Raw genomic sequence first — 19734 nt, forward strand, 5'->3', positions numbered from 1 at the left:
ATTTTTTAGTAAAAAATTACAATAAAATAAAAAAGTTATTGCATATTTATGCAGGAATAATTACTATTCATTCATTATTTTAAAGTGTAGTAGGATTTTAACGAATGGCAATTCGCATTCAAAATGTCAATTTTTTTTACGGCTCAAACCAAGCCTTATTTGACATTAATTTAGAGATTGAAAAAGGCGACACAGTTGTCTTGCTTGGTCCAAGTGGGGCAGGCAAAAGTACCTTAATTCGTACATTAAATTTAATGGAAGTGCCGCAATCTGGCACATTAGCAATTGCAAATCATAAATTTGATTTAGCCGCGAAAACAAATAGTAAAGAAGTAAGTTTATTACGCCGTGAAGTGGGAATGGTATTTCAACAATATCACTTATGGCCACATTTGACAGTAATGCAAAACTTAATTGAAGCTCCAATGAAAGTGCTTGGGCTAAGCAAAGAAGAAGCAACAAGCCGTGCGAAAACACACTTGGCACGTTTACGTTTAAGCGAGTTTGCAGATCGTTTTCCGTTGCATCTTTCCGGTGGTCAGCAACAGCGTGTAGCAATTGCAAGAGCCTTAATGATGCAGCCACAAGTACTACTTTTTGATGAACCGACAGCAGCTCTTGACCCTGAAATTACTGCTCAAGTTGTTGATATTATTAAAGAACTTCAACAAACAGGCATCACGCAAGTGATTGTAACCCACGAAGTTGGTGTTGCTCGCAAAGTAGCAACGAAAGTGGTATATATGGAAAAAGGTTCAATTATTGAACAAGGCGATGCAAGTTGTTTTATGCAACCGAAAACCGCTGAGTTTGCAAATTATCTTTCACACTCCTAATAAAAATAAGGAACACAACAATGAAAAAATTACTTTTAGCGACTTTAATTGCCACCTCCGCAATGGCAAACGCACAGCAAGAAATTACTTTTGCAATGGAGCCAAGCTACCCGCCTTTTGAATTAACCAATGAGAAAGGTGAAATTATCGGCTTTGATGTGGATATCGCCAATGCGATTTGTAAAGAAATTAATGCGACTTGCCACTTCAAAAGTATGTCGTTTGACTCATTAATCCCAAGTTTAGTGAAAGGTCGTGGTGGTTTTGATGCAGCAATTTCAGCAATTGATATCACAGAAGCTCGTGCAAAACAGGTGTTATTCTCTGAGCCATATTATGAAAGTTCTGCAAGCTTTATTGCGGTAAAAGATAAAGGTTTAACGCTTGAAACAGCGAAAAAAGTAGGCGTGCAGAACGGTACTACTTACCAACAATATATTGCAAATGAAGCGAAGCAGTATTCAGTGTCATCTTATGCTAGTTTACAAGATGCTATTTTAGACCTGAAAAATGGACGTATTGATATTATCTTTGGTGATACTGATGTGGTAAGAGAAATGTTCGATAAAAACCCTGAGTTAGGTTTTATTGGCGAAAAAATTACCGATAAAAAATACTTCAATAATGGTTTAGGTATTGCGGTAAACAAATCTAAAGCTGAGTTAGTTGAAAGCCTAAATAAAGGTATTAAAGCGATTAAAGAGAATGGCGAATACCAAAAAATCTACGATAAATGGATGACAAAATAATCTGATGTTTACTGATTATCTCCCCTTAATTTACACCGCAACCCTAATGACCTTAGGGTTAGCGGTTTGTTCTTTACTACTTGGCTTTGTGCTGTCTATTGGTTTTGTTTCCTTAGAAACAAGTAAGTGGGCTGTTGTGCGTAAAGCAACGAGTACTTTTTTAACATTACTACGCGGCTTACCGGAAATTTTGGTTGTCTTTTTGATCTATTTTGGTACGCCTGAAGTATTGGAATTGCTGACAGGGCAATATGTTGAAGTTGGACCGTTCGGTTGTGGTGTTGTGGCACTTTCATTCATTTTTGCTTCCTATGCTTCACAAAGTTTGCGTGGTGCAATTCAAGCTATTCCGCTTGGGCAGTGGGAGTCTGGAGCGGCTCTTGGTTTAAGCCGCAGTTATACTTTTATTCATATTGTGATGCCTCAAGTATGGCGACACGCTTTACCTGGGTTGAGTAACCAATGGTTAGTATTACTGAAGGATACCGCATTGGTTTCGCTTATCGGTGTTCACGATTTAATGCGTCAAACTGACTTGATTAACACTCGTACTCACGAACCGTTCACTTGGTATGGTTTAGCAGCCTTGATTTATTTAGCGATTACCTTAATCAGCCAGGTATTTATCCGCCGTCTTGAATTGCGTTTTACTCGTTTTGAAAGAGGAGGCAGATAATATGTGGCAAGAATATTTGAGCGTGATTGCACAGGGTATTCCAACCAGTCTTGCTTTAATGGCAGTGGCATTGATTGTTGGTTTTATGTTGGCAGTAAGCCTCACTTTTTTACTTTCAATGGAAAATCGCCCGGTAAAATGGGTGGTTAATAGTTTCTTAACACTGTTTACAGGTACACCATTGTTAGTTCAGTTTTTCCTGATTTATTATGGACCGGGACAATTTGAGTGGATCACGCAAAGTGCTGTATGGGGATTGTTTTCAGATGCTTGGTTCTGTGCCGTATTGGCATTATCATTGAACAGTGCCGCATATACGACATTATTGTTTCACGGTGCGGTAAAAGCAATTCCAAAAGGGCAATGGGAAACCTGTGCAGCATTGGGTTTAAGCCGTTTAGATACACTTAAAATTTTAATTCCTTATGCGTTAAAACGAGCTTTACCGTCTTACAGTAATGAAATTATATTAGTTTTCAAAGGTACATCGCTTGCCTCAACCATTACGCTTATGGATATTATGGGCTATGCTCGCCAATTATATGGCACGGAGTATGATGCTCTAACCATTTACGGAATGGCTGGTGTGATCTATTTAGTGAGTACAGGCATTATGACGGTAATACTCAGAAAATTAGAAAGCAAAGTATTAGCCTTCGAGCGACTTGAAGTAGAAAAAGCCTAATCAGTTAATATCAATAATAAAGCGGACAAATACAGATTTGTCCGCTTTTACTTTATAGATTGCGAGTTGCAAAATTTTATGAAAATTTAACCGCTTGTATTGGTTATCTCCAAGCCTTGAATTGGTTAATCAAGCCATTGGTTGAGCTATCGTGGCTGGTAATTTCTTCATTATTTTCTAGCTCAGGCAAAATGCGGTTAGCGAGTTGTTTGCCAAGCTCTACGCCCCATTGGTCGAAGCTGTAGATATTGAAGATCACGCCTTGTACGAAAATTTTGTGTTCGTACATAGCAATCAATGCCCCTAAGCTATACGGTGTGATTTTTTGTACTAAGATAGAGTTAGTCGGTTTATTACCGGTGAACACCTTAAACGGTACAATTTCAGCGACTTCTTCAAGCGTTTTGCCTGCGTCCAAGAATTCTTTTTCTACTACTTCTTTGGATTTACCAAATGCGAGTGCTTCAGTTTGAGCAAAGAAGTTAGAAAGTAATTTGTTGTGATGATCGCTTAACGGATTGTGCGTTTGAGCCGGTGCAATAAAATCACAAGGAATTAATTTAGTCCCTTGATGAATTAATTGATAAAACGCGTGCTGACCGTTTGTTCCGGGTTCGCCCCAAATAATAGGACCTGTTTGATGTGTAACAGGCTTACCATCACGACCCACAAATTTACCGTTTGATTCCATATTGCCTTGTTGGAAATAAGCCGCAAAGCGGTGCATATATTGGTCGTAAGGTAAAATTGCTTCAGATTCTGCTCCTAAGAAGTTGTTATTCCAAATACCCACTAAAGCTAACGTTGTTGGAATATTTTGTTCAATTGGAGCTAATAAGAAGTGTTGATCCATTGCGTGAGCACCGGCAAGAAGCTGCTCAAAGTTTTCAAAGCCAAGAGAAAGGGCAATAGATAAGCCAATTGCAGACCAAAGTGAATAGCGACCACCTACCCAATCCCAAAACTCAAACATATTTTCAGTATCAATACCAAATTTTGCGACTTCTTTCGCATTAGTTGAAAGTGCCACGAAATGTTTTGCCACCGCTGATTCATCTTTAGCAAAATCCAATAGCCATTTGCGAGCTGAAAGGGCGTTAGTCATTGTCTCTTGCGTTGTAAAGGTTTTTGAAGCAACTAAAACTAAGGTCGTCTCAGGATTTACCTTGCGTAACACTTCTGCGATGTGAGTGCCATCGACATTTGATACAAAGTGCATATTCAGATGATTTTTATAAGGGCGTAACGCCTCTGTTACCATATAAGGTCCTAAGTCTGAGCCACCGATGCCGATATTAATCACATCGGTAATCGCTTTGCCTGTATAGCCTTTCCACTCGCCTGAAATCACACGCTCAGAGAACGCTTTCATTTTAGCTAATACAGCGTTCACTTCCGGCATTACATCTTTACCATCAACAGCAATTGGCGTATTAGAACGGTTACGCAATGCTACGTGTAAAACGGCACGATTTTCGGTACGGTTAATTTTTTGACCTGAGAACATTGCCTTTTTAGCTGAATCCAGACCACATTCATTTGCTAATTGGCGAAGAAGGGTTAAGGTTTTGTCATTAATCGCATTTTTAGAAAAATCGACCAGCAATTCATTTTCAAAACGAAGGGAGTATTTATCAAAACGGCTGGCATCTTCGGCGAAAAGTTGAGGAATGGGGAGATTATCTGCTTTATGCTGAGTCAAAGCATTCCAAGCAAAGGTTTGGACAGGATTGATTTTCTGCATTTTTTATTTCCTTTTACGAATTTACAAATTGAAATCGGTTTAGGATTGAGCATCTTTAGTTAATTCATCAAGACGCTTTTCTAATTCATTTAATTTCTCGCGCGTGCGAAGTAAAACTTGCGATTGAACATCAAACTCTTCACGAGTTACTACATCAAGGCGAGCAAGCTGAGCTTGTAGAATTTGTTTGAATTTTTCATCTAGATCGTTACCTACATTTTTTAGACTTTGGGGTAACGCATTGTGTAATTGTTGAGCAATAGCTTCTAAGTTTTTAGGCGTGAGCATTTTCTAATTCCTTACAATAAAATTACCCTAATTCTAGTTAATTTTAGGTATAAGAGAAAGTAAATTCTTTGATTTATTGCGTTAGTTGGTACTATTTAAATAGCCTTTTATCTTATTTCTCTGTAAAATGCCGCCTTTCGTAAAATATAAGCCAAAATTATTCACAATCCTTGTAAGGATTGTTCACAACTTCGCTGCCGTTGGCAAAGCCAACATTCAAAAAGCGATGTTTTTTGTAACCGCTTGTATTGACTAATTCGTGGTTCGCAAACCTCCCACGCAAAAAAACTAAGGACATAAAATGACAATTCAAACTCCAAAAGCCGTTGTGATTTTTTCAGGCGGTCAAGACTCTACCACTTGTTTATTCCAAGCCATTGCTGAATTTGGTAAAGAAAATGTGGAAGTGCTTACTTTCCAATATGGACAACGCCATTCTATTGAACTTGAAAAAGCTGAATGGATCGCCAAAGATTTAGGCGTGAAACAAACGCTCATTGATACTTCTGTGATTAAAGCCATTACCACCAATGCGTTAATGGATAATAGTGCTAAAATTGAGCAACAAGGTAGCACGCCTAATACTTTTGTTGATGGGCGTAATGCACTTTTTCTGCTTTATACCGCCATTTATGCTAAAGGGCAGGGCATCCAAACTATCTTTACCGGTGTGTGTGAAACCGATTTTAGTGGCTATCCGGATTGCCGAGATGTATTTGTGAAATCGATGAATGTAACACTAAATTTAGCAATGGATTACAACTTCAACATTCGTACACCATTGATGTATCTCACCAAAAAAGAAACTTGGGCATTAGCCGATAAATTAGGGGCTTTTGATTATATTCGTGAGCATACCCACACTTGTTATTTAGGCATTGAAGGCGGTTGCCACGACTGCCCGAGTTGCATTTTGCGAGAAAAAGGTTTGAATGAATATTTGGCGGAAAGAGGACAATCCAATGTTTAAAATTGCAAAAGAATTTAGTTTTGATATGGCTCATATGCTTGATGGACACGATGGAAAATGCCAAAACCTGCACGGACATACTTATAAATTGCAAGTTGAAGTAGCAGGAGAGCTGTTCCAAGAAGGAGCAAAACGTGGAATGGTGATGGATTATTCGGATCTGAAGGCAATAGTGAAAACCCATATTTTAGATCCGATGGATCACGCCTTTATCTACGATTTACACAACGAACGTGAAAGCCAAGTGGCACAATTGCTTATCGATTTAAAATCGAAAGTTTACGGTATTCCAAGCCGGACGACAGCAGAAGAAATGGCAAAATATATGTTTGAAAAGCTCGAGAAAGTGGGGTTGACGGTAAGTTTAATTCGCCTGTGGGAAACGCCAACGTCTTATTGTGAGTACAGCAAATAATGGCAGAATTGATTTCTAACCCAAGCTTTCCGATAGTTGAAATTTTTGAGAGTTTGCAGGGCGAGGGTTTTAATACCGGAATGCCTTCAATTTTTGTGCGTTTTGGCAAATGTAATCTCACTTGCCCGTGGTGCGACACCAATTACAATCAATTTGAGCAATGGACGTTAAATGAGATTCTTGCCAAAGTAAGAAGTTATTCGGCAAAAAATATCATCATCACCGGTGGAGAGCCAACTATTCAGCCCAATTTATCGCTATTACTTAATCAACTAAAAAAAGAAGGCTATTTTTTAGCGATTGAAACTAACGGTTTAAAAGAAATACCACCGCAAATTGATTATATAGCAACTAGCCCAAAACGAATGTATCAAGAAAAATATCAACGCCGTTGCATTGAATTTGCTAATGAAGTGCGAGTGGTGGTGGATGGTGAGGTTCAAACGTTTTGTGAGCAATTGGAAAATAAAATTAAAGCAGAGCATTATTACCTTTCGCCTTGTGAAAAAGAGGGAAAAATGAATTTGTTGGAAACCATCACCCAGATTGGGTTATTAAATCAGCGTCCAAATAAGCCTAAATGGCAACTAAGTATCCAAACGCATAAAATTGTGGGGATTGAATAAGTAGAAGTTAGAAGATGATTTTCTTCAATTTAAAAGACTGAGCCGATATTATCCAGACTCAGTCTTTTTATTTCAGTTTTTAGCAGAAGATAACTTTATTTTTTCTCGCTAACCATTATAGCTTGCCAATTATCGCTTTTTGCTTCACCGATTAAGTATTTTTGGTCAGAATTACCAGCCTTTGAATCAATAAACTTAGTTTCCATAATTGCTTTTTCCATTCCTGGAGTATAGCTTTTTTGATTTTGGGTTAAAATTGCCGTAATAATTGGGTTACCCTCTGTTGGTGCAATTTCTAACTGCTTGGTGTTACCAGTAATATTAAAGATATCTGAGTTTCCATCTTTCACTCTTCCAGTTGCTACACCATCTTTAAATTGGATTTCTACATCACCCAATTTGCTGATACGTGCGGCAAATTCTTTAGTATGTGGATTTGAACCATATACAAATCCTTCTTTTTTATGGTAAGTTGCTGTTAATTTATCAGAGATATTATTATTTACTCGTTTCTCATCATACACGACAAAATACTGACTGAATTTATCGGCAGCATCGACAAGGTTTTTGCTATTTGTATCGTTATAGTAGCCATAGAATAGCTCATCGCTACTGCGGATAAGAAAATCGCTAGAGAGTTGTTCAGCATTAATATCAGCCAAATTTAATACGAGAAAATCTTTTTCTTCAATAATTTGTTTACCGCTTACCACATCAAATTTTGGCTTTGTACCGGCTTTATCCACCAAAGTGAATCTACTAAGCTCAAGAGTTTGAGCGTCTTTATTGAGTTTTACTGAACCAATTTTCTCAAAAGAAGCGTCAATTTTTTGTGATTGTGGCTGTAGTACGGGCGGAGTAAGCTCTGTTTGAGGAGCATTTTCTATCTGAGGAGCATTTTCTACCTGAGGAGTATTTTCTACCTGAGGAGCATTTTCTACCTGAGGAGCATTTTCTACCTGAGGAGCATTTTCTACCTGAGGAGCATTTTCTACCTGAGGAGCATTTTCTACCTGAGGAGCATTTTCTACCTGAGGAGCATTTTCTACCTGAGGAGCATTTTGTGCCTGAGAAGTATTTTGTCCCTGAGGAGCATTTTGTGCCTGAGAAGTATTTTGTGCCTGAGGAGCATTTTGTACCTGAGGAACATTTTGTGCCTGAGAAGTATTTTGTGCCTGAGAAGCATTTTGTGTCTGAGGAACATTTTGTCCCTGAGTGTTATTTTGTGTTTCTAGTACTGGTTTGGACTGGCTCGGTGTTGAAGACGAACCTCCGCTACCGCTCCCTCCGCAAGCACTTAAAACTAAGGTTGCAGCAAATGTTAAAATTAATTTTTTATTGAATTTCATTCAGTTATTCCTTAAATATAAAAACGAAACTGCGAGGAGTCTATCACATTTTTTATATAAAATAAGAATGAGTGGTCTGAGGAGTCTTACGTAAACGTTTCCCTAATGAAAATTTTTTAATTATGGGAATATCCACTACTAATTTTGTAGCGATAATGTATTTTTTTAGGAAGATGGAAATGAAAATAGAGAAATAAATAATTAAGAGCTTAAGTTCTGAAAGTCTGCCTTACAGATCCCCTTTTGTTACTAAATCAATATTCAATAATTTAGCGATACCTTGTGATTTACGTTTAATTTCCTGCCATTCCGATTGTGGATCGGATGCCTCTACAATGCCAGCCCCTGCATAAAGCGTAATTGAATTTTGTGAAATTAAGGCAGAACGGAGTGTTACGCAAAATTCGGCTTCATCATTACTCATTACCCCCAAAGTGCCTGCGTACCAATGGCGAGTAAAGGGTTCGTTTTCAGTGATAAATTGTTTTGCTTTTGGGCGAGGAAGCCCTGCCACAGCGGCAGTGGGGTGAATACGACTTAAACAATCGCTATCAAAAACACCTTGTTTTAGCGTAGCTTGAATTTGGCGGCGTAAGTGCTGGACATTGTGCAACCGTTTGATTTTCGCTTCAGATACTTTAAATTCAGTAACACAATCGGCAAGATTGCTCTCAATATCATCAACAACTAATTGATTTTCGTGGATATTTTTCGGATCGCTTAATAGCCATTGTGCATTCAGTTCTGTTTGGGTTTCACTTGGTGTAACTGCTGCTGTGCCGGCGAGAGCTTCAGTAAAAAATTGCTTGTCTTTGCGTTGATATAAACGCTCCGGGGTTGAACCAATGAATGCAACCTCTGCACTTTCAGCCCAGAGGAAATGGTAGCAACCTTGATTGATTTGGCGACTTTGTGCAATCAGATCATAGCTGCAAATCGGATTTTCAAAATGCAGACGGATGGCGTTTGCCAATACCACTTTTTGAAACTCGCCTTGTCCAATAGCACAAATCGCTTTGTTGATATTGCTTTCCCATTGCTCAAAACTGCTGGCTGCTGCAACGGATTGCAACGGATTATCGGGCAAGCTCAATTTTTCAATATGCTCAAAATTTGCAAGAAATTGTGCAAAAACAACCGCTTGTTGCTCCATATTATCGCTATCGAAATAGAAACAAGCGGTCAAATTTTGCTGATTTTTTACCAATGTGAATTGAGGCAAAATAAACTGAGTGTAACCTTCAAATTGTAATCCACCGATTAGAGGCAAATTGTATTGTTGAATAAAGGCTTGTGCGGTTTCAAGGGTATGAAATTGACGAATTGCTCCGATAGTTGCAATTGTCTCATCTTTATCACGATATTGTAGAAAAAAGTGTGGGTAGTGCTGATTTTGTGCTTTTAACCAACCAAGTAGCGGTAAATTTTCTTCAAATAGCGGTACGGAGGCTTGAATGCTGATTAAGCCTTCTCCTTTTCCTACTTTTGAATAAATTTTTATAAGCTCTTGTTTTAATTGGTTAAAAATAGACATTTGCAAAAGAATGAAAAAATTATACCGCTTGTTTTTAGCTGATTTAAAAAAAGGTCATCATTTTAACGTATTTCCTCTTTTTTTTCCTCTCAAATTAGAGTAATGTTTGCAAATTCATTCCAAAGTATCGATTTTTTAAACAATCGTATGCGGAAATAGCAGAATTAATCATATAGGAAGTTAGCAATGGAACGTTTTCCCAAGTCAGATAAATTAGCACAGGTTCGTTACGATATTCGCGGACCAATTCATAAAGAAGCTCTCCGTTTAGAAGAAGAAGGGCATAAAATTTTAAAATTAAATATTGGTAATCCTGCTCCATTTGGTTTTGAAGCACCGGATGAAATTTTGGTGGACGTTATTCGTAATTTACCGAAAGCACAAGGTTATTGCGATTCAAAAGGTTTATATTCGGCTCGTAAGGCGATTGTGCAGTATTACCAATCAAAAGGTATGCGTGGAATGGACGTGAACGATGTTTACATCGGTAATGGTGTTTCTGAGCTGATTACGATGTCGATGCAAGCATTACTCAATGATGGCGATGAAATTTTGATTCCTATGCCTGATTATCCGTTATGGACAGCCGCCTCAACTTTGGCTGGCGGTAAAGCGGTGCATTATTTGTGCGATGAAGAAAATGAATGGTTCCCGGATATTGAAGATATTAAATCAAAAATCACTCCTCGTACAAAAGGGATTTTAGTCATCAACCCAAATAACCCAACAGGTGCGGTGTATAGCCGTCAAATTTTACTTGAAATTGCAGAGCTTGCTCGTCAGCATAATCTGATTATTTTTGCAGACGAAATCTATGAAAAAATTATTTATGATGGTGCGGTTCATCACCACATTGCAGCACTTGCCCCTGACTTATTAACCGTTACTTACAACGGTTTATCAAAGGCTTACCGTGTGGCGGGTTTCCGTCAAGGTTGGATGGTGCTAAGCGGTCCGAAACATCAAGCTAAAGGCTTTATTGAAGGTTTGGATATGCTTGCCTCAATGCGTTTATGTGCGAACACGCCAATGCAACACGCAATCCAAACCGCATTGGGTGGTTATCAAAGCATTAATGAATTTGTGCTACCGGGCGGTCGTTTATTAGAGCAACGTAACAAAATGCACGATTTATTAGTGCAAATTCCAGGCATTAGCTGTGTGAAAGCGAAAGGGGCGTTGTATATGTTCCCGAAAATTGATACTGAAATGTATGGTATTAAAGATGACCAAAAATTTATTTACGACTTGTTACAACAAGAAAAAGTATTGTTAGTACAGGGTACAGGCTTTAACTGGCATAAACCGGATCACTTTCGTGTTGTAACGTTGCCTTACGCACATCAAATTGAAGAAGCAATCGGTCGTCTTGCGAATTTCTTGAAAACCTATCGTCAGGAATAGGTGAAATATCCTCTGATTTCTCTGTAGGGACGCACTGGGTGCGTCCTTCTTTCTACTCTGCAAAAATTTCAAGAAATTTAACCGCTTGTGGACGCACATACTACGTCCCAACAAACTTGGTTATCACTATGTTAAAAGGCATTCTTTTATCTCTCTCAGCCTCAATGTTATTTGGCTGTATGTACTATTTGGCGATCTTTCTAAAACCGCTGACAGGTGTGAGCATTTTCGGCATTCGTATGGTGGTTACGATTCCTTTTCTTTTCCTTGCCGTATATCTATTTAAAAAACAAAACGAGTTTTTAGCATTTCTCCAACGCCTTAAGAGAGAACCTCATTTGTTACTGATTATTTTCATTACGGCATCTATTGTGGGGGGGGCAAATGTGGCTGTTTTTGTGGGCACCCAATAGTGGCAAAGCGATTGAGGTTTCAATAGGCTATTTATTAATGCCGATTATGATGGTGGCATTTGGAAAAGTAGTTTATAAAGAAACGCTTTCTTTTAATAAATGGTTGGCAATTGTCGTGGCGTTTGTAGGCGTTATCAGTAATATTCTTTTAACAGGTAAAATTTCGGTTGAAAGTTTGTTTGTCTGCACAGGTTATCCAATCTATTTTTCCCTCCGCCGAAAATTTGATTTAAGTCATTTACATAGTTTTGTAGTGGAGATTTTATATCTACTTCCTGTTGCGTTATATTTTATAAGCCAACTAGATATGCAATATGTAGAAATGCAAAATCCAAATATTTACTATTTTATTGCTCTGCTTGGCTTAATTAGTGGCACTGCACTTATCAGCTACACCCTAGCCAGCACGATTTTACCTTTTAATGTACTGGGTTTATTGGGCTATGTTGAACCACTATTGATGTTGATAGTTTCCTTCTTAATTGGTGAAAAGTTAGAAAGCGAATCTTATATCTTGATGATTTGCCTACTGATTTCGATTTTATTTTTGGTGTTAGATGGTATCATTGCTCTGCGGCAGCAGCACAAAAAGCGAAAACGAGTATCTGGTTTAAGGATGAATAATGAGTGATATTGTAAATTATTGGAAATGGTTAAATTTATCGGGCTTGAGATCAAAATTGGTTTAGAGAAGTGAGATTAATTAGGGTGGCACTGAATGTGCCGTTACATCGTTTTTTTGACTACTTACTGCCTGACGAGCTGAATGCCGGTAAGGGCAGCAGGGTTGTTGTACCTTTCGGCAGGCAAACTAAAATCGGCATTGTGGTTGATTTTCCGCAAACGAGTGATGTGCCAATTGATAAACTTAAACCGATTAAAAACGTATTAGATTTAGATACTCTTTTCGATGATGAAATGTGGCAGCTGCTTACTTGGGCTGCTCGCTATTATCACGCCCCAATAGGCGAAGTATTAAACAGTGCTTTGCCCGTCAAACTTCGTAATGGCGATTCTACAGAACGCTCCCAACCCGATTATTTTGTGGTAACGGAACAAGGAAGAAAATCCTTAATTATCGGCGAAAACAAAAAAGCCAAAAAACAGGTTGAGCTTTTAACTGAACTTGCCGAATTTGCAAAATTTTTTGAAAAACCGACCGCTTGCAGCCCTTCTGCGTGGAAAGGATTATTAGAGAAAGGTTATGTTGAGAAAATTGATGTGCCTTTTATTTCGCAATCGTGGCAACAATCGCTTGGCGAATTGCCGTTAGTGAATGTGCAAAATCGTCTCACCTTGAATAAACAGCAAACCTTAGTAGTTAGCCGTTTAAATGTGCAAAATGAGTTTGCTGCTTTTTTACTGAATGGGGTAACGGGTTCGGGCAAAACCGAAGTTTACCTGCAATTTATCGAAACCGTACTAAAACGCAACCGGCAGGTGCTTGTGCTTGTACCGGAAATTGGGCTAACACCACAAACGGTACAACGTTTTAAAGCTCGCTTTAATGTGGAAATTGACGTTTTACATTCCAATATGAATGAAACTGAACGTCTGAATGCGTGGCTTCGAGCTAAAAATGGCGAAAGTGCGATTGTTATCGGTACACGTTCCGCCCTCTTTACTCAATTTAAGAAATTGGGGGCGATTATTTTAGATGAAGAACACGATAGTTCATTCAAACAACAGGAGGGCTGGCGTTACCACGCACGAGATTTGGCGGTGGTGAGGGCAAAAAATGCAGATATTCCTATTGTGCTAGGCTCAGCCACGCCAAGCCTTGAAAGCCTACAAAATGTTCAAAATGGCAAATTCATTGAATTAGGGCTCACTGCACGGGCTGGTAATGCACAAATTGCTAATCAACATATTATTGATTTAAAAACACAACGCATTACTGCGGGTTTATCTGAACGATTGTTTTCAATGATGAAACATCATTTGGAGCAAGGCAACCAAGTGATGCTGTTTTTAAATCGTAGAGGCTTTGCCCCTGTGTTACTTTGCCACGAATGCGGTTGGATTTGCGAGTGTGAGGCGTGCAATAAGCCCTTTACTTACCATCAAAAACAGTGTGTGCTACGCTGTCATCATTGTGCTACTCAGAGGGTAATTCCTCGCCAGTGTGGACATTGTGGCTCAACCAATTTGATTACTACCGGTGTTGGCACTGAGCAGCTGGAACAAGTGCTTAAGGAGCAATTTCCAACTTACCAAGTTACTCGAATTGACCGAGATTCTACTTCACGGAAAGGTTCACTAGAAAATCACCTTAACGATATTCGAGAAGGCAAAAGCCAAATTTTGATTGGAACACAAATGTTAGCAAAAGGGCATCATTTCCCTAATGTTACGTTGGTAGCGATTGTAAATGTGGATTCAGCCCTTTTCTCGACTGATTTCCGAGCGGAAGAGAAACTTGCTCAACTTTATTTGCAAGTGGCTGGCAGAGCAGGACGTGCCGAGAAAAAGGGCGAAGTAGTGCTACAAACACACTACCCGGATCACCCATTGTTAAAAACCTTGTTAGAACAAGGCTATAGCGAATTTGCCAAAGAAGCCTTAAAAATACGAAAGATAATGGCATTGCCGCCGTTTTCCTCCCAAGTGCTATTTAAAGCGACAGGGAAGAATAATGAGCAAACATTAAAAGTGCTTGAACAACTTGCGGATTATTTTAAGCAAAAAATCCGACAACAACATTGGCAAGGTTTTCAGTTGATTCCACCATTTTCTGCTCCAATGGCAAAAAAAGCAGGTTTTTACCGCTGGTTGTTGTTAATACAACACCCAACCAGAAATGCTTTGCAACAGTTACTCAATTGGTTTGATCAAGAAAAAGAAAGTTTAGATATTCCAACAAATATTAGGCTGAGTTTGGATATTGATCCACAAGAAATTGGGTAAAAAGAAGAGAACAAGCGGTTGATTTTGTGTGATTTTTTGCAAATGAATAAGGCAGGTTTAACCTGCCTTATTTGTTATCTACTTTTCCTTCCAATACCCAATCCACTCTTTTAGTGCCAGCATATTACTGTTCATTGCTCCGGCTTGTGGAACAAAGTGCATAAAGTTGAGCTTGTAGTGATCAGGGGTATCTCCTGAGCCAACACTTGCAGTAAGCACTTCAAAACCTTGTTGGGTAAAGAGCATTTCCGCTCGTTTCATATGCCATTGGTTGGTTACTAAAATAATTTTATTGATGTTCTCTTTTTCTAAAATTTCACGGCTAAAAATTGCATTTTCTTTGGTAGTCTTGGCTTTGTTTTCTAACCACTTAGTTTCAATGTTAAAGAATGTTTTAAATTCATCCGCCATTACTTTTGCTTCAGATGTGCCATTTGGGCTACTGCCTGTGGCTAAAATCGGTAAGCCTGTTTCTTTATGTAAATAAGCAGCATAACGCATTCTTTCCAGTGGAATGCCTGTAATCGCTAATTTTCCGAATAATTCTTGGCTGTCTCGTAATCCACCGCCTAATACCACGATCGCTTGGGCGTTTTTGTATTTTTCGATAGTCATTTCTCCACTATCTACTAAGGAATCACCCAGCTTTTGTGAGGTGTAAGGAATACTGAAAATATATAAAATTGCAATGCCAAGCAGGGCAAAAAAGTAAGCTGAATATTTATAGCCTACTGAAAATAGAATTAATGCTAACAACCATAACAGGATAATGTTAAATGGCGGTAGGATCATTGCCGTAATGAATTTAATCAGTTCAAACATAAAATTGATTTATCGTAAAGATGAGTAAATAAGTGTTTATTTTCCTAGATTATCAACGAATTGTCTATTTTTCCTTATGGAAAAGTATTAGAATGCTCCATTTGGAGAAATCTTCTGATGCATAAGGCAGAGGGGAAGTAATATGCAACAACGATCTACGAAAGAAAAATTGATTCTAATCGGTGCAGGTGGTTATGCAAAATCTGTATTGGATTCACTCGATTTTGAGAAATATGAATTCTGTGGCTTTATTGATAATTTTAAACCTGAAGGAAGTAGTCATTTAGGTTATCCAGTTCTAGCCTCAGCAGTACAAGATTTTGCAGAGTGTGAAAATTATAGTTATTTCATTAGTATTGGCGATAACACACATCGTTTAGAGAAATTTTTTAAATTGCAGCAACTAGGGTGCAAAATTATTAATGTAGTTGATAAAACTGCTCTAGTGTCTAAACATTCCACACTCGGCATTGGTGTATTTGTTGGCAAAATGGCGATTGTAAATAGTGGTGTTACAGTAGGCGATAATGTGATTATTAACACGAAATCATTGATTGAACACGGTTGTTTTATCGGCAATCACTGTAATATTTCTACAAACACGACACTAAATGGCGATGTGATTGTCGAAGATTATGCGTTTGTGGGAAGTTCGTCTGTTATCAATGGTCAATTAAGAATTGGTGAAAGTGCACTGGTTGGTTCCGGTGCTGTGGTAATTAGAAATGTAGAGCCTCGTACTGTTGTAGCAGGCGTTCCGGCAAGATATATTAAGGATATAAAATAATGGCAAATGTATTTATTGTGGCAGAAATTGGTTGTAACCATAATGGCGACCCTGCTTTAGCGAAAAAAATGGTGGATGTAGCAAAAGAATGCGGTGTTGATGCGGTTAAATTCCAAACCTTCAAAGCAGATAAGCTGATTTCTAAATATGCTCCTAAAGCTGAATATCAAAAAGTAACCACAGGTACGGCAGATTCTCAGCTGGATATGACCCGCAAATTAGAGTTGCCTTATGATGAATTTGAAAAATTAGAGGCGTACGCTCGTTCACTTGGTTTAGAGGTGTTCTCAACTCCGTTTGATTTTGAATCGATTGATTTCTTAGCAAGTCAGCAACAAAAAGTATGGAAAATTCCATCAGGTGAACTAACCAATTTACCTTATTTAGAAAAAATTGCACGACTTCCGATTGAAGGCAAAACCATTGTGATTTCAACGGGAATGGCGACGATTGAAGAAACCAAAGCCTCATTAAAAGTGTTAGAAGATAATGGTATGGCGAAAAAAGATATTACGATTTTACATTGTAATACTGAATATCCGACACCTTATGAAGATGTAAATTTAAATGCTTTCCACCAGCTTAAACAAGAATTTGGCGAATATAGCTTAGGCTTTTCCGACCACTCAGCTGGTTATTTCGCAGGCTTGGCGGCAGTGCCTTATGGCATTACTTTTATTGAAAAACACTTCACGTTAGATAAAAATTTTGAAGGTCCGGACCATAAAGCCTCCGTTACTCCGAATGAATTAAAATTACTTTGTGAGGGCATTCGTGCAGTAGAGAAATCACTCGGCTCTTCTGAAAAGCTAGTTACAAACTCTGAAGCCAAAAATAAAATTGTGGCAAGAAAATCCATTATTGCAGCTCGCCCAATTAAGAAAGGTGAAATTTTTACTACTGAAAATATTACAACCAAACGACCGGGCAATGGCATTAGCCCAATGTTCTGGTATGATGTGTTAGGAAAAGAAGCCCAACAAGATTTTGAAGAAGATCAACTTATTCAAGATTCTCGTTTTGCAAATCAGATGTAATGTCATATAGTGATGGGGCGAAAGTTCCATCATTTTTTAGATAACAAGCGGTCAGATTTATGAAAAAAATTGCAATTATTACAGCTCGTGCGGGTTCAAAAGGCTTACCAAATAAAAATGTACTCTTGGCAGACGGTAAACCTCTAATGGCGTATTCTATTGAGGCAGCGATTGAGTCTAAGCAGTTTGACAAAATTATTGTCAGCACCGATTCACAAGAATATATTGATTTGCTCTCCCATTATCCGATTGAATTTATCAAACGTGCTGAGCATTTAGCCAGTGATAAAGCCAGTTCCTTTGTAGTAATTGAAGATGTGCTAAATCAATATAAACACATTGATTTTGACTATTTTGTGTTACTTCAGCCAACATCTCCGTTAAGAACCGCACAGCATATTCAAGAGTGTTGCGAGAAGTTTGAGTGTAACTTTGATAAGTTTGATTTCATCGTGTCGGTATCTGACGCTCATAAGCCAACCACACTTACTCGTGTGATTGAAGAAGATGAAAGTTTAAAACATTTCCAGCTAGATTATTCTAACTATGCCCGTCAGCTCTATCGCCCTGAGTATTCACCTAATGGTGCAATTTTTTCAGCAAAACCGACCGCTTACCTAGAACAGAAGCACTTTTATGGGGAGAAATGTCTTGCCTATTTTATGGACAAAGACGTTTCTATTGATATTGATGACCGCCAAGATTTTGAATACTTTTACTTTATTTTACAACAACGAAACAAAGAAAAAATACTGCTTGAAACCATCAAACGTTCGATTTTAATGAAAAAAGAGAACTTTAAAGAAGTAAAAGATATTGCGTTGATCGGGCATTCGATTATCGAATATTGGGATATTAAAACTTTAAATGGCAAAGCAGTGAATAACTTAGGCATCGCAGGCATTTCTACCAAAGAATATAGTGAGCTGATTCTAGACAAAGGCTTAATTTCAGCCTTACCAAAAGAAGTTGTATTGATGTTTGGTACAAACGACCTTGTACGTAGTGGCTGGAGCGATGAAAAAATTCTTGCGGACATCAACCATTTAATTGCTCAATTGAAAGCGATTTGTGAAGATATTCATATTTCATTCCTAGAAATTACGCCAACTGCATTCCGAGTGGATCGCAATAACAATGATATTCGCTTGTTAAATCAATATTTGAAAGATAATTTATCAGTAAAATGGATTGCGTTGGATAAAGCCTTTAGTGATAAATATGGTAAATTAGATTTAAATTATAGTAATGACGGCTTACATTTAAATGCAAAAGGTTACGAAAAATTAACCGCTATTTTGGAAGAAGAATTAAAGTAAATGAAAAATATCGCATATATTACAGGATCGCGTGCTGAATATGGCATTGTTAAGCGTTTATTAAAGAAATTAGAACAAGATCCGGAGATTAATTTCTCACTTGTTGTAACCGCTATGCATCTTGATCCGCAATATGGCAACACAGTAACTGTGATTGAGCAAGATGGCTTTGACATTACCGCTCGTATACCACTTCCCTTAAATAGTGAAAATAACCAAACCATTATTCATTCTATGGCGGAATGTTTAGACCGATTTGGTCAGCATTTCCAGCAACATAAATATGATGCAGTTATTGTATTGGGTGATCGTTATGAAATGTTAGCAGTAGCAACGGCGGCTGCAATGCACAATCTTCCGCTCATTCATTTACACGGTGGTGAGCAAACCTTAGGTAATTATGATGAATTTATTCGCCATTGCATTACTAAAATGTCTAAACTACATTTAACTTCAACGGAAGAATATAGACAGCGTGTTATCCAAATGGGAGAATTGCCTGAAAATGTGGTCAATACAGGCTCGCTTGGGGCAGAAAATAGTTTAGATTTAGTATTACCAACCAAAGCGGAATTGGTAGAGCAATTAGGTGTTCCAAATACACCGTATTTCTTAGTGGTTTTCCACCCTGAAACATTAACAGATGTGTCGGTATTAGATCAAATTGATGCGTTGTTAAATGCTTTTGAGCAATTTAAAGATAAATACCAATTTGTGTTTATCGGCTCAAATTCGGATACTAATTCCGAGCAAATTTATGCTCGTTTTAAAACCTATACTGATGAAAATCAGTTTAAGTTTTTCACTTCCGTAAAGCCGGAAGAATATTTGGCATTGATTAAATATTCTCAAGGTTTAATTGGTAACAGTTCATCAGGCTTAATTGAAGCACCAAGCTGTGGGGTTGGAACGATTAATATCGGCAATCGCCAGCAAGGAAGAGTGCGTGGAGAAACGGTCATTGATGTAGAAAGCAATGAAAAATCCATTATTGAAGGCATTAATAAATTGATTTCTACTGAGTTTCAAGACAGACTGCCTGAAATGAAAAATCCATATTTTCAAGACAACGCGATGGAAAAGGCTTACAATGCAATCAAAAAATTCTTAGCCGATAGCAAAAACAGTCAGCCGAAAGGATTTTATGATGTGAGCTTTTAACAAGCGGTCGAA

At 38.1% G+C, this 19734-nt stretch carries 18 protein-coding genes, 1 pseudogene and 1 riboswitch; of the genes and pseudogenes, 14 read left to right on the top strand and 5 right to left on the bottom strand.

The features are described 5' to 3' along the window. Window positions 1-104 precede the first annotated feature (104 nt). From artP to artM, 4 genes are read left to right on the top strand one after another with little or no spacing between them, the layout of a single operon-like run. Window positions 105-836: an arginine ABC transporter ATP-binding protein ArtP gene (gene artP, locus X781_RS02950; protein WP_025235487.1), complete on the top strand. Its 732-nt coding sequence runs from the start codon at window positions 105-107 to the stop codon at window positions 834-836. A 20-nt stretch (window positions 837-856) separates the two neighbouring features. Further along, on the top strand, window positions 857-1585 hold the full coding sequence (locus X781_RS02955; protein ID WP_025235488.1) for a transporter substrate-binding domain-containing protein: 729 nt from the start codon (window positions 857-859) through the stop codon (window positions 1583-1585). A gap of 4 nt (window positions 1586-1589) precedes the next feature. Then, window positions 1590-2261: an arginine ABC transporter permease ArtQ gene (gene artQ / locus X781_RS02960; RefSeq protein ID WP_025216873.1), complete on the top strand. Its 672-nt coding sequence runs from the start codon at window positions 1590-1592 to the stop codon at window positions 2259-2261. Between the two features lies 1 nt (window position 2262). Next, the gene (artM, locus tag X781_RS02965; protein WP_025235489.1) at window positions 2263-2946 is read left to right on the top strand and encodes an arginine ABC transporter permease ArtM; all 684 of its coding nucleotides are present in this window, start codon (window positions 2263-2265) and stop codon (window positions 2944-2946) included. 103 nt (window positions 2947-3049) lie between these two features. On the opposite strand, the gene pgi is transcribed toward artM, so the two are convergent. Together pgi and ubiK are read right to left on the bottom strand one after the other, a co-directional pair. Continuing rightward, on the bottom strand, window positions 3050-4690 hold the full coding sequence (gene pgi / locus X781_RS02970; protein ID WP_025235490.1) for a glucose-6-phosphate isomerase: 1641 nt from the start codon (window positions 4688-4690) through the stop codon (window positions 3050-3052). A gap of 39 nt (window positions 4691-4729) precedes the next feature. Beyond that, window positions 4730-4978, bottom strand: a complete 249-nt coding sequence (gene ubiK, locus X781_RS02975; RefSeq protein ID WP_025235491.1) for a ubiquinone biosynthesis accessory factor UbiK — start codon at window positions 4976-4978, stop codon at window positions 4730-4732. A gap of 253 nt (window positions 4979-5231) precedes the next feature. Then, window positions 5232-5276, top strand: a riboswitch (PreQ1 riboswitch). 3 nt (window positions 5277-5279) lie between these two features. Between ubiK and queC the strand changes: the two genes are divergently transcribed. From queC to X781_RS02990, 3 genes are read left to right on the top strand one after another with little or no spacing between them, the layout of a single operon-like run. Beyond that, window positions 5280-5948, top strand: a complete 669-nt coding sequence (queC, locus tag X781_RS02980; RefSeq protein ID WP_025235492.1) for a 7-cyano-7-deazaguanine synthase QueC — start codon at window positions 5280-5282, stop codon at window positions 5946-5948. Next, window positions 5941-6363, top strand: a complete 423-nt coding sequence (gene queD, locus X781_RS02985) for a 6-carboxytetrahydropterin synthase QueD (protein ID WP_025235493.1) — start codon at window positions 5941-5943, stop codon at window positions 6361-6363. The genes queC and queD overlap by 8 nt, the downstream gene beginning before the upstream one ends. Further along, the gene (locus X781_RS02990; protein ID WP_025235494.1) at window positions 6363-6989 is read left to right on the top strand and encodes a 7-carboxy-7-deazaguanine synthase QueE; all 627 of its coding nucleotides are present in this window, start codon (window positions 6363-6365) and stop codon (window positions 6987-6989) included. The genes queD and X781_RS02990 overlap by 1 nt, the downstream gene beginning before the upstream one ends. Window positions 6990-7084: 95 nt before the next feature. Here the strand turns inward: X781_RS02990 and X781_RS02995 are convergent, their stop codons facing one another. Together X781_RS02995 and X781_RS03000 are read right to left on the bottom strand one after the other, a co-directional pair. Beyond that, complete coding sequence (locus X781_RS02995; RefSeq protein WP_025235495.1) at window positions 7085-8338, bottom strand: hypothetical protein; 1254 nt, start codon at window positions 8336-8338, stop codon at window positions 7085-7087. A 229-nt stretch (window positions 8339-8567) separates the two neighbouring features. Then, window positions 8568-9872: an isochorismate synthase gene (locus X781_RS03000; protein ID WP_025235496.1), complete on the bottom strand. Its 1305-nt coding sequence runs from the start codon at window positions 9870-9872 to the stop codon at window positions 8568-8570. 186 nt (window positions 9873-10058) lie between these two features. Between X781_RS03000 and X781_RS03005 the strand changes: the two genes are divergently transcribed. The 3 genes and pseudogenes from X781_RS03005 to priA all read left to right on the top strand — a co-directional run bounded on the left by X781_RS03005 (window position 10059) and on the right by priA (window position 14596). Continuing rightward, window positions 10059-11276 carry a pyridoxal phosphate-dependent aminotransferase gene (locus X781_RS03005; protein ID WP_025235497.1) on the top strand — a complete coding sequence of 406 codons (1218 nt, stop codon included), beginning with the start codon at window positions 10059-10061 and terminating at the stop codon, window positions 11274-11276. 128 nt (window positions 11277-11404) lie between these two features. Continuing rightward, window positions 11405-12320 (top strand): annotated as a pseudogene (gene rarD, locus X781_RS03010) (EamA family transporter RarD). Window positions 12321-12397: 77 nt separating this feature from the next. Continuing rightward, window positions 12398-14596 (top strand): primosomal protein N', encoded by a 2199-nt coding sequence (gene priA / locus X781_RS03015; RefSeq protein ID WP_025235498.1) that lies wholly within the window; start codon window positions 12398-12400, stop codon window positions 14594-14596. Window positions 14597-14674: 78 nt separating this feature from the next. Here the strand turns inward: priA and X781_RS03020 are convergent, their stop codons facing one another. Further along, window positions 14675-15418: a YdcF family protein gene (locus tag X781_RS03020; RefSeq protein WP_025235499.1), complete on the bottom strand. Its 744-nt coding sequence runs from the start codon at window positions 15416-15418 to the stop codon at window positions 14675-14677. Between the two features lie 142 nt (window positions 15419-15560). On the opposite strand from X781_RS03020, the gene X781_RS03025 reads away from it, so the two are divergent. From X781_RS03025 to neuC, 4 genes are read left to right on the top strand one after another with little or no spacing between them, the layout of a single operon-like run. After that, complete coding sequence (locus tag X781_RS03025) at window positions 15561-16205, top strand: acetyltransferase (protein WP_025235500.1); 645 nt, start codon at window positions 15561-15563, stop codon at window positions 16203-16205. Then, window positions 16205-17242: an N-acetylneuraminate synthase gene (neuB, locus tag X781_RS03030; RefSeq protein ID WP_025235501.1), complete on the top strand. Its 1038-nt coding sequence runs from the start codon at window positions 16205-16207 to the stop codon at window positions 17240-17242. Before X781_RS03025 ends, neuB begins: the two co-directional genes overlap by 1 nt. Window positions 17243-17301: 59 nt before the next feature. Next, a complete protein-coding gene (locus tag X781_RS03035; RefSeq protein ID WP_025235502.1) occupies window positions 17302-18561 on the top strand; it encodes a cytidylyltransferase domain-containing protein in 1260 nt (419 codons plus the stop codon). Then, on the top strand, window positions 18562-19722 hold the full coding sequence (gene neuC / locus X781_RS03040) for a UDP-N-acetylglucosamine 2-epimerase (RefSeq protein WP_025235503.1): 1161 nt from the start codon (window positions 18562-18564) through the stop codon (window positions 19720-19722). It begins immediately after the preceding gene. Window positions 19723-19734 lie beyond the last annotated feature (12 nt).

It is taken from the genome of Mannheimia sp. USDA-ARS-USMARC-1261 (assembly GCF_000521605.1).
GTDB classification, from domain to species: Bacteria; Pseudomonadota; Gammaproteobacteria; order Enterobacterales; family Pasteurellaceae; genus Mannheimia; species Mannheimia indoligenes.

Excerpts from the sequence above, each read along its gene's own strand:
- artP (WP_025235487.1), top strand. The coding sequence starts at position 105 with ATGGCAATTCGCATTCAAAATGTCAATTTTTTTTACGGCTCAAACCAA.
- X781_RS02955 (WP_025235488.1), top strand. The coding sequence starts at position 857 with ATGAAAAAATTACTTTTAGCGACTTTAATTGCCACCTCCGCAATGGCA.
- artQ (WP_025216873.1), top strand. The coding sequence starts at position 1,590 with ATGTTTACTGATTATCTCCCCTTAATTTACACCGCAACCCTAATGACC.
- artM (WP_025235489.1), top strand. The coding sequence starts at position 2,263 with ATGTGGCAAGAATATTTGAGCGTGATTGCACAGGGTATTCCAACCAGT.
- pgi (WP_025235490.1), bottom strand. The coding sequence starts at position 4,690 with ATGCAGAAAATCAATCCTGTCCAAACCTTTGCTTGGAATGCTTTGACT.
- ubiK (WP_025235491.1), bottom strand. The coding sequence starts at position 4,978 with ATGCTCACGCCTAAAAACTTAGAAGCTATTGCTCAACAATTACACAAT.
- queC (WP_025235492.1), top strand. The coding sequence starts at position 5,280 with ATGACAATTCAAACTCCAAAAGCCGTTGTGATTTTTTCAGGCGGTCAA.
- queD (WP_025235493.1), top strand. The coding sequence starts at position 5,941 with ATGTTTAAAATTGCAAAAGAATTTAGTTTTGATATGGCTCATATGCTT.
- X781_RS02990 (WP_025235494.1), top strand. The coding sequence starts at position 6,363 with ATGGCAGAATTGATTTCTAACCCAAGCTTTCCGATAGTTGAAATTTTT.
- X781_RS02995 (WP_025235495.1), bottom strand. The coding sequence starts at position 8,338 with ATGAAATTCAATAAAAAATTAATTTTAACATTTGCTGCAACCTTAGTT.
- X781_RS03000 (WP_025235496.1), bottom strand. The coding sequence starts at position 9,872 with ATGTCTATTTTTAACCAATTAAAACAAGAGCTTATAAAAATTTATTCA.
- X781_RS03005 (WP_025235497.1), top strand. The coding sequence starts at position 10,059 with ATGGAACGTTTTCCCAAGTCAGATAAATTAGCACAGGTTCGTTACGAT.
- X781_RS03020 (WP_025235499.1), bottom strand. The coding sequence starts at position 15,418 with ATGTTTGAACTGATTAAATTCATTACGGCAATGATCCTACCGCCATTT.
- X781_RS03025 (WP_025235500.1), top strand. The coding sequence starts at position 15,561 with ATGCAACAACGATCTACGAAAGAAAAATTGATTCTAATCGGTGCAGGT.
- neuB (WP_025235501.1), top strand. The coding sequence starts at position 16,205 with ATGGCAAATGTATTTATTGTGGCAGAAATTGGTTGTAACCATAATGGC.
- X781_RS03035 (WP_025235502.1), top strand. The coding sequence starts at position 17,302 with ATGAAAAAAATTGCAATTATTACAGCTCGTGCGGGTTCAAAAGGCTTA.
- neuC (WP_025235503.1), top strand. The coding sequence starts at position 18,562 with ATGAAAAATATCGCATATATTACAGGATCGCGTGCTGAATATGGCATT.